This is a genomic window from Sphingobacterium sp. 2149, assembly GCF_031455655.1.
Taxonomy (GTDB): domain Bacteria; phylum Bacteroidota; class Bacteroidia; order Sphingobacteriales; family Sphingobacteriaceae; genus Sphingobacterium.
Map to the genome: position 1 here is coordinate 1 of NZ_JAVDTD010000026.1, position 7,991 is coordinate 7,991.

The 7,991-nt window shown below is 38.0% G+C and carries 8 protein-coding genes; 2 read left to right on the top strand and 6 right to left on the bottom strand.

Annotated elements, in window-relative coordinates; all coding sequences use genetic code 11:
• The first annotated feature begins 216 nt into the window (after positions 1-216).
• Positions 217-621 carry a Dabb family protein gene (locus J2X77_RS23555; protein WP_209578286.1) on the top strand — a complete coding sequence of 135 codons (405 nt, stop codon included), beginning with the start codon at positions 217-219 and terminating at the stop codon, positions 619-621.
• Here the strand turns inward: J2X77_RS23555 and J2X77_RS23560 are convergent.
• The 6 genes from J2X77_RS23560 to J2X77_RS23585 are packed head-to-tail and all read right to left on the bottom strand — an operon-like array spanning position 614 to position 6,853.
• Positions 614-1,942, bottom strand: a complete 1,329-nt coding sequence (locus J2X77_RS23560) for a DUF58 domain-containing protein (protein ID WP_209578285.1) — start codon at positions 1,940-1,942, stop codon at positions 614-616. The genes J2X77_RS23555 and J2X77_RS23560 overlap by 8 nt on opposite strands.
• Entirely contained in the window at positions 1,942-2,931 is a 990-nt protein-coding gene (locus J2X77_RS23565) for a MoxR family ATPase (RefSeq protein WP_209578284.1), read from the bottom strand. The genes J2X77_RS23560 and J2X77_RS23565 overlap by 1 nt, the downstream gene beginning before the upstream one ends.
• Positions 2,928-4,121 (bottom strand): DUF4350 domain-containing protein, encoded by a 1,194-nt coding sequence (locus J2X77_RS23570; RefSeq protein WP_209578283.1) that lies wholly within the window; start codon positions 4,119-4,121, stop codon positions 2,928-2,930. Before J2X77_RS23570 ends, J2X77_RS23565 begins: the two co-directional genes overlap by 4 nt.
• Positions 4,118-4,996 carry a DUF4129 domain-containing protein gene (locus J2X77_RS23575; protein ID WP_209578282.1) on the bottom strand — a complete coding sequence of 293 codons (879 nt, stop codon included), beginning with the start codon at positions 4,994-4,996 and terminating at the stop codon, positions 4,118-4,120. Before J2X77_RS23575 ends, J2X77_RS23570 begins: the two co-directional genes overlap by 4 nt.
• Positions 4,989-5,900, bottom strand: a complete 912-nt coding sequence (locus tag J2X77_RS23580) for an ABC transporter permease (protein WP_209578281.1) — start codon at positions 5,898-5,900, stop codon at positions 4,989-4,991. The genes J2X77_RS23575 and J2X77_RS23580 overlap by 8 nt, the downstream gene beginning before the upstream one ends.
• The gene (locus tag J2X77_RS23585; RefSeq protein ID WP_209578280.1) at positions 5,891-6,853 is read right to left on the bottom strand and encodes a stage II sporulation protein M; all 963 of its coding nucleotides are present in this window, start codon (positions 6,851-6,853) and stop codon (positions 5,891-5,893) included. Before J2X77_RS23585 ends, J2X77_RS23580 begins: the two co-directional genes overlap by 10 nt.
• 116 nt (positions 6,854-6,969) lie before the next feature.
• Between J2X77_RS23585 and J2X77_RS23590 the strand changes: the two genes are divergently transcribed.
• Positions 6,970-7,701 carry an RDD family protein gene (locus tag J2X77_RS23590; RefSeq protein ID WP_209578279.1) on the top strand — a complete coding sequence of 244 codons (732 nt, stop codon included), beginning with the start codon at positions 6,970-6,972 and terminating at the stop codon, positions 7,699-7,701.
• Positions 7,702-7,991 lie beyond the last annotated feature (290 nt).

A 7,991-nucleotide genomic window follows, 5' to 3' on the forward strand; every position in this document is an offset into this window, starting at 1 on the left:
ACAGTTCTGTGAAATAATCAACAAACAACTCACAAATCTATCGCATAGCCATATTTAATAAAAAAGCTGCCTCAATAAATTTGAGACAGCTTCTTGTATTTTTAATGAACAGGTCTAATTTTCATGCGCAGAAGAGCCCATTTTCGCTTTCCTTATAATTGATACTTGTGAAATCAGGAACGTTTTGTATCTTCATAGTTCTAAACCGTTTCAATCATGAAAAGACGCAATTTTCTTATGGCACCTATGGTGCTTATGACTGCCCCAACATGGGCTCATCCAGTTCACCCGAGCCAAGATACTCAGACCAATACCATCGTCCACGTGGTTAATTTCTGGCTTAAGAAAGATATCAGTGAAAAAGACAAAATGAATTTTACCCAGTTTTTTGAGGAGCTTCGGAAAATCGACGTAATTCAGACACTCCACTATGGCGTACCTGCTCAAACAAACCCGAGGCCTGTAGTAGACAATAGTTTTGACTACACGTTGATCGTTACATTTAAAGATCTTAAAGATATAACAAGCTATGAGACACATCCAGTCCATTTAAAAGCAATTGAAAAATATCAGCACCTTTGGACGAAAGTTATGGTCAAAGACACCTCGATCATCAAATAAGTCCTCGTGCCTTAATTTCAAGGTATTTATTGATGGAATTGATGGTTAAATTTTCCGGCGCAGTATAAATAGTCTGAAATCCATGACGGATAAGCTCCTGTACAATAAGCTGCTTTTCATAGATAAACTTTTCAGCAATGATTTGATTATAGATATCTATCGTCTTTTTCGGTACACTTTTAGCCAGATCCTCTACCTCCACATTTTTAAATACGACGACGACGATTATATGACTTCTATTCAGCATAGTCAGGTAATTTATCTGCCGTTTAAGGGAATCTAAGGTCTCAAAATTGGTGTAAAGAAAAATTAGTGAACGCTTATTGATATGCGCATTGGCATAACTATACAGTTTTCCAAATTCCGATTCTTCAAATTTAGTCGATACCTTATAGAGTGACTCTGAAATTTTAAGCATCTGATTATTCCTTTTCTCAGCGGGTATAAATGTATTGATATCTTTTGAAAAGGTTAATAGGCCTGCGCGGTCCTGCTTTAATATCGTTGCATTCGAAAGAACCAACGAAGCATTGATAGCATAATCTAATAAGCTCAGGCCGTTGAAAGGCATACGCATTGCCCTCCCTAGATCGATAAAAGAATAGATCGGCTGCGACTTCTCTTCTTCATATTGGTTGACCATCAACTTTTTCACTTTAGCAGATGCTTTCCAATTCATGTGACGGTAGTCATCGCCTTGAACATAATCGCGAACATGATCAAATTCCATGGCCGATCCAATCCGTCGAATACGTTTTATCCCGAGTTCATTCAGTCTATTACTTGTCGCCAAAAGCTGATACTTTCTTAACTGTATATAAGATGGGTAACAGGGTATTTCTTCTTCCTGATTAGTGACAAATCTTCTTTTGAAAAATCCAAGACGCATCACTAGTGCCAAACAACGTCCAAACTTATAGATCCCCCGCTGGGTCGGTCGCAGCGAAAATGATATTTCCGATTCCTGAAAGCTGGGTAGATGGGTCATAAAATCCTTATCGCGAATTTGGAGCTGAACAGGAAACTCCTCCAAAACTTCCACCTTTGTTCGGAAAGGATAAAAAGAACGCACAATCAGTCTCATTGGGTTCTCATCTCCGTTGGAGAGCTTTTCAGGATATACCCTTGTGATTTCTATTTTCCCCTTTCCAGAAAATAAGAGAATAAAATCAAAGACCAAAATTGCCAGCCATATCCAAAAAACAATCCAAGCTACAATAAACAACTCCTTAACGAAAAAAGACAATGTAAAGAGTGTTGCTACACTTAATAGCGAGTAGAAAAATTGATTTGTTAGAAAGAGCTGACTTAATTTCTTCATTATCTTGGAATTTCAACAGAATTAATGATTTGGTCGATGACATAGGCTGTAGTAAAGCCTTCCATTTCTCTTTCTGGCGTCAACATAACACGATGTCCTAATACGGCCGATGCCACCCTCCTAATATCCTCAGGAGTAACAAAATCTCTACCGCTAACCGCTGCTGAAGCTTTCGCTGATTCCAGTAAAGCAATAGAAGCTCTAGGTGAGGCTCCGAGTGTCAAACTTGGATTAGTTCGTGTTTTTATAACAACTTGAGCAATATATGTTATCAGCTCCTCATGCACAAAAATAGACTTGATCAATTTTTGAAATGCTAAAATTTCTGTTGCGGAAACCACTGCCTGAACCTGATCTTCTTTATTGACTTCCTTTTGGGCATGATGTTCTTTTAATATTTCCATTTCCTGTTCAAACTCTGGATAGCTCACATTAATTTTAAACAGGAAGCGATCTAATTGAGCTTCTGGCAGACGGTAAGTTCCTTCATGTTCGATTGGATTTTGCGTCGCAAAAACAACAAAAGGAGCGGGTAATCGATAAGTAGTTCCATCAACCGATGCCTGCTGTTCGGCCATACTTTCAAAAAGCGCAGCCTGCGTTTTTGCCGGAGCACGGTTGATTTCATCGATCAAAACGATGTTTGCGAAAATAGGGCCTTTGCGAAACTCGAATTCATTGCTTTTCAGATCCAATATCGATGACCCCGTCACATCCGAAGGCATTAGATCTGGTGTGAATTGAATACGTTTAAATTCGCTATCGATGGTTTTGGCAATCAATTTTGCAGATAATGTTTTTGCAACCCCTGGCAATCCTTCAATCAGGGAATGCCCAGAAGCCAAAATGGAGATCAGAAGCATATCGATCAATTGATCCTGTCCAACGATTACTTTTTTGACCTCTGCTTTCACCTGAGCCATTTTATCGAACAAAACCGATACATCTATTCGGTTTTCAAAAGGTATATATTTATCGAAGTCACTCATATCATTTTTGCTTTATGTTTAAACTCTTCTATAGTGTCATTAATCAATTTAAGATCGACCAAGTCATGTTGTTTAGCATCCTGCATGCGTACAATCAACTTGATCAAAGCTTGTGTCTCCATCAGAGAGACTCCAGACCGTTCAGCCAGTTCTTCACTGAATTCGTTTTCACGCAACGCCAAGGTATCTAAATGAAAACGGTTTCTAAGGTCGTGAAGAAAGTAATCTATCTTTTTGGCAACCATATTCCCGGGTACACCATTTTCATAATATAAAGTAGCAATCGTTCCACAAAAATCCTTTGAGAGGTTCGGCTCCGGAGCCACTACCGCCACTGCACGCTGTTCACGCCTACTTCTAAACACCAGTAGAAGAACCAGCCCCGCCAACAAAACATACCAGGCTTGCCGAAGACCATCATTCAGAAGCAACACACGCAAAGGCGTACGATATTGGTCCATGTTTGCTTTAAAATCATACCAAGCGAGCGGCTTATCATCTAAATAAGATAATGATTTGGCAACATAAGCATATTGTGCCGCCGAATTCAGCAGGTAATAGTTTCCAAATAAATCCGGAGTCAAATGCAGGTAAATTGTTCCTTTACCAAATTGAATCGCCACGAAGTTAGGTAGTGCAAATTCTTTATAGGTAATCGCACCTAAAATAGTTGCATTTTTAGGGAGTTTTTTGAACACTTCACCAAGCTCCGATTTACCGTAATGAATTTTATTATTATCATTCATTAGCCGAACGCGTACTTGTTTTTTTATATTTACCCCTTTTTTGTAACCATAGAAACTATCCGTTTCCACCCCCAAGGAATCCAAAAAATAACGATCAATTTCCTCAGCGACAATCATTGCCTTCCCTCCCCGATTCACATAATCCAGTAATTTATCTTCCGCAGCTTCACCCATTGAAAAATAAGAGGTATAAAAAAACAGGTTAGCGTCCGTTTTCTTTGTGCTGTCCAGATACTCGTACAATGGCCGCTCAATCGTTGTATTCTTTTGATCGATGATATGCTCAAGTTCTTGACGTAGCACATAAGCTCCAAAGGGATTTTTGTCTTTTGCATCAAATGTCCGATCCCAGATAATTGGTTTCTTACTTGTAGCGTCGATAAGCGCAATGAGCACCAAAACAACTGCGAATAATATCAATCCAAATTTTACCGATCCTTTCATTTAATTTGATTTTGATATTGGGTAAACAATTGCTGATATTGGGTAAAATTAGCTTCCGTCAATTCAAACTGACCAAACCAGACATAATCAAATATTCGTGTGCACTCCAAAAACCCCCGACGAAGTTCCTCGTCCCTTATTTCCTGCCCAAATTCAGCGTTTGTTTTACTTTGCTTCCACTTGATATGATCAGCATGAGCCAACTTCTGAATATTGAGCAGCTGTAAATACCTAATTCCCAGAGCATAATTTTTATTTTTAATAGCTTCCTGTATATGAGGCTCCAAGTTGCTATTCATTAGATTTCGCTCTACATAAGCTAAAACGTCCAGTTCGGTATCTTCCTCCCGATGTTTGATAAAATATTGGTTCTTGTTGTAAAGTATTTTATAGAGGATAAAGGCTAGTGCGATAACAGCTAAAAAAGCAAAGACATATCCAAATTCTTCCCGAAATTTATAAGGATTATCTGGGGTGATGCTCCCAATCCAATCCGCGAGCCGGGCAAGAATCCGCTGTAATGCACTTACCCGATCTTTAATATTTTCTGAATAAACAAAATCGTCCGTCTCGTACCTTTTGATGATATCCTGATAAGGGTCCATTCTAAACGAACGCTCTTCGGTATATTTTGGAATTGAGTCAAATAATGTTGGATCCCACAGATCAATTTCATCTTTTTCCTGTTGGCCATTTGGTGCTTTTAAAGCTATCGAGTCAATAGCGACAGAATCGGTTGTCACTAAGGTAGAATCCATTTGCACATGGAGCGAATCGGCACTATTGCTGTCGGAATCTACGTTCTCCGGTTTCGGATCACAAGCATACATCATTGACAAACCAGCAATGCAGAAAAAAGACAAGAGTTTATTCACTTTTTCCTCCTATCTCTTCAATCATACCATAAATCCGTTCTCCGAATTTGAGATCCTTCGCTGTTTCATAAATAATACCGTTGGCCAAAACTCCGGACATATAAAGAAACAACGTAAATAATGTGATAAATAAACCTCCCAATGTCATCAGCAGTTTTCCCCAGGATGAGTCAAAAAAAGCAACATCTATTCCGAGGAAGTTGAATGACAGTATCCCCATGATAACCAATGGTACAATAGAAATCATCATGACAGCCATTTGGAAAATAAAATTTACGATATAGGTAGCAATACCATACTGAATCAATTTTTTGCTTAGCATTACATAGGCATCTGTAAAACAACTTCCGAGATCCGAATAGCCTTCGCGATAAAATAAAAATGAGCAAAATAACCAAATACCAACCATGGACGCCAATATTCCGATAGCAAAACTTCCGACAAAAGGGATAAATGCACAAATCGCAGCAACAATAGCCAATGGAATAAATACGACAATCAATGCCAAAATCATGGCAATCAAAAACATAAAGTATTTCCCAAGGTTTGATCTAAAATTCTTAAGCACTTCCACACCCGAAAATGCAGTACTCTTGCGCTCCTTAAGCAGTACAAAATATTCGATAGAAATACCGTAAACGTACAGTCCCAAAGCAATCAGCGCCACAATAAGTAAACCAGCCCAAGTCAGAGCATCGATGTCCTCAAAAGAATCACTATTAGCAGAGAATGTGATTTTTGTAGACAGAAAATAATAAACCAAGGCAATTCCGGCTAGCGGAACAGCAGATAAACCAAAAATAGTAGATACAAAATGCCTATAGATCAATTTAAAAAGATCTATAAAACTTTGCACAAAGTCCCCTACCTTCCGTTCTTTTTGAAATTCAAAGTTTATTTCCATTGAAATCGTTTTGCTAGTCGATATGGATTAATAACGTAAAAATAGAGGATTGCCAGTAGAGATAAAACGATAATTAATGCACATAACCAAATTGAAACATTATAATATCTTGTTACAAAGCCTTCCAATGTACCGGCAATAATAAAAAAAGGAATTGTGCTGACCAACACTTTCATCGCAATCTTTGCCGTACGGACAAAAGAAGTTAAACGGGTAAAAGATTTTGGAAATAAGATGCTATTGCCGAGTGCTAATCCGCATCCCCCGGCCACAATAATTACCGAGATCTCGATGGTACCATGAATCCAGATCGCTGACATAGCCTTCCCCATAACGCCATATTGGAAAAACATATGATGAAATGCACCTAGCATAATACCATTGCTAAACAAGACATACCCCGTCCCAACACTAAAAAATAGTCCGGCAGCAAAAGCCATAAAAGCAACACGCACATTATTTATCGTAATCCAAATTGCTGAACCAAAATTGCTTCCCTTTCCGTATACCGCAGCAGGATCGCCTGCTTTTATACTTTCTATCGTTGAATCCACATAGAAGTCGCCTAAAATAAGACGAACAAAATCAATATCGTACACAGACGACAAAAAACCGATAATTGAAGCCAAAACAAAAATTAAGAAGGAGTACAAAAGCGGTCTACGAATACACCAAATTGCTTGTGGTATCTCTTCATTAAAAAAAGATTTAAACTTATTGTTGGAAGCTTTTTGATCTTTATAGATTTTCTGATGCGCATTCACCGCCAATTCATTTAAGTAAGCCTTTACTTTACTCTCAGGATAGAAAGTTTGCGCATAAGCCAGATCATTTGTCAGCTCAATATAATTTGAAGCCAGCTCATCCGGATCAACCGCTGTATTAATTGACAAATTATTTTCAATTAACGTCCATTTTTCTTTATTTCGTTCTACAAATGATGCTTCTCTCATTAATTTTTTTAACTGGCTCAACCAAATATAGGAAATATCCGTGATTGAAAAGCACAAATAACTGCAAAATTGACTTATATATTCTATATTGCCACTAAATTCAAATCATTTTACAGATGAATAAGCTCGAGATAAATACAGCACAAAATGTAAAAATCGAATATAATCTTGCCAGTCTTGGCTCAAGAATGATAGCCTTTGCAATAGACTATTTCATTATAGTCTGCTATTATTTCTTTTGTTTCTTCCTCTTGGACACTTTAAATATCACCAGTAATGATCCCTATCTGTTTTATGGGATCATGATGGCACTGACTTTACCGGCTTTTTTTTATACGTTGATTACCGAAACGGCCTTTGGTGGGCAAACGGTTGGCAAGAAAATAATGAAAATAAAAGTTGTTAAGCTCGACGGTTCACGGGCTAATTTTTATCAGTACTTGTCCAGATGGAGTTTATCTATCGTAGATATTTGGATGACAATGGGTGGAGTCGCCATTACATCAATCGTATTATCAAAAAATGGGCAACGCATTGGAGATATTGCCGGAGAAACGTCAGTTATTAGTCTCAAACCTGCCTTAAAATTGGGCGACACCATCTATGAGGAAACATTAGAGAATCACCCAATTCTATTTCCTCAAGTAATTAAACTGAGTGACAAAGATGCCAACTCGATTAAAGAGATTTATCAGACAGCTTTTGACAGAAGAGATGTGGGAATTTTAACGGCTTTAGTTCAACGTCTGGAAAAAGTCATGGACGTTAAACACCCTGATGTAATGACTCCCAATGATTTTGTCTTACAGGTGATGAAAGATCATTATACGATGTTTAAAGATAAATAACCTTAAAACTTCCCGCTTACCAACTTCGCCCTTCACCCGATTCTTCAACGTATATCATACGTATATACAATGGAGATTGTTCGGTTGCGACCGAACAATCTCCGAACAAGTACCGAACAAGTACCGAAGAAGCTCCGAAGAAAGGCCGAAAGAGGTGTCAACTTGATACTTCGCTGTTACAAGATGTCTTATACTGGGTCTTATACGGCTATAGCTTTACAGTTTTGTTTAAAAACGTAAAGGAAACATGAATGAACAAGCCTTATCAAGATTTGAATTCGAAGAAGAAT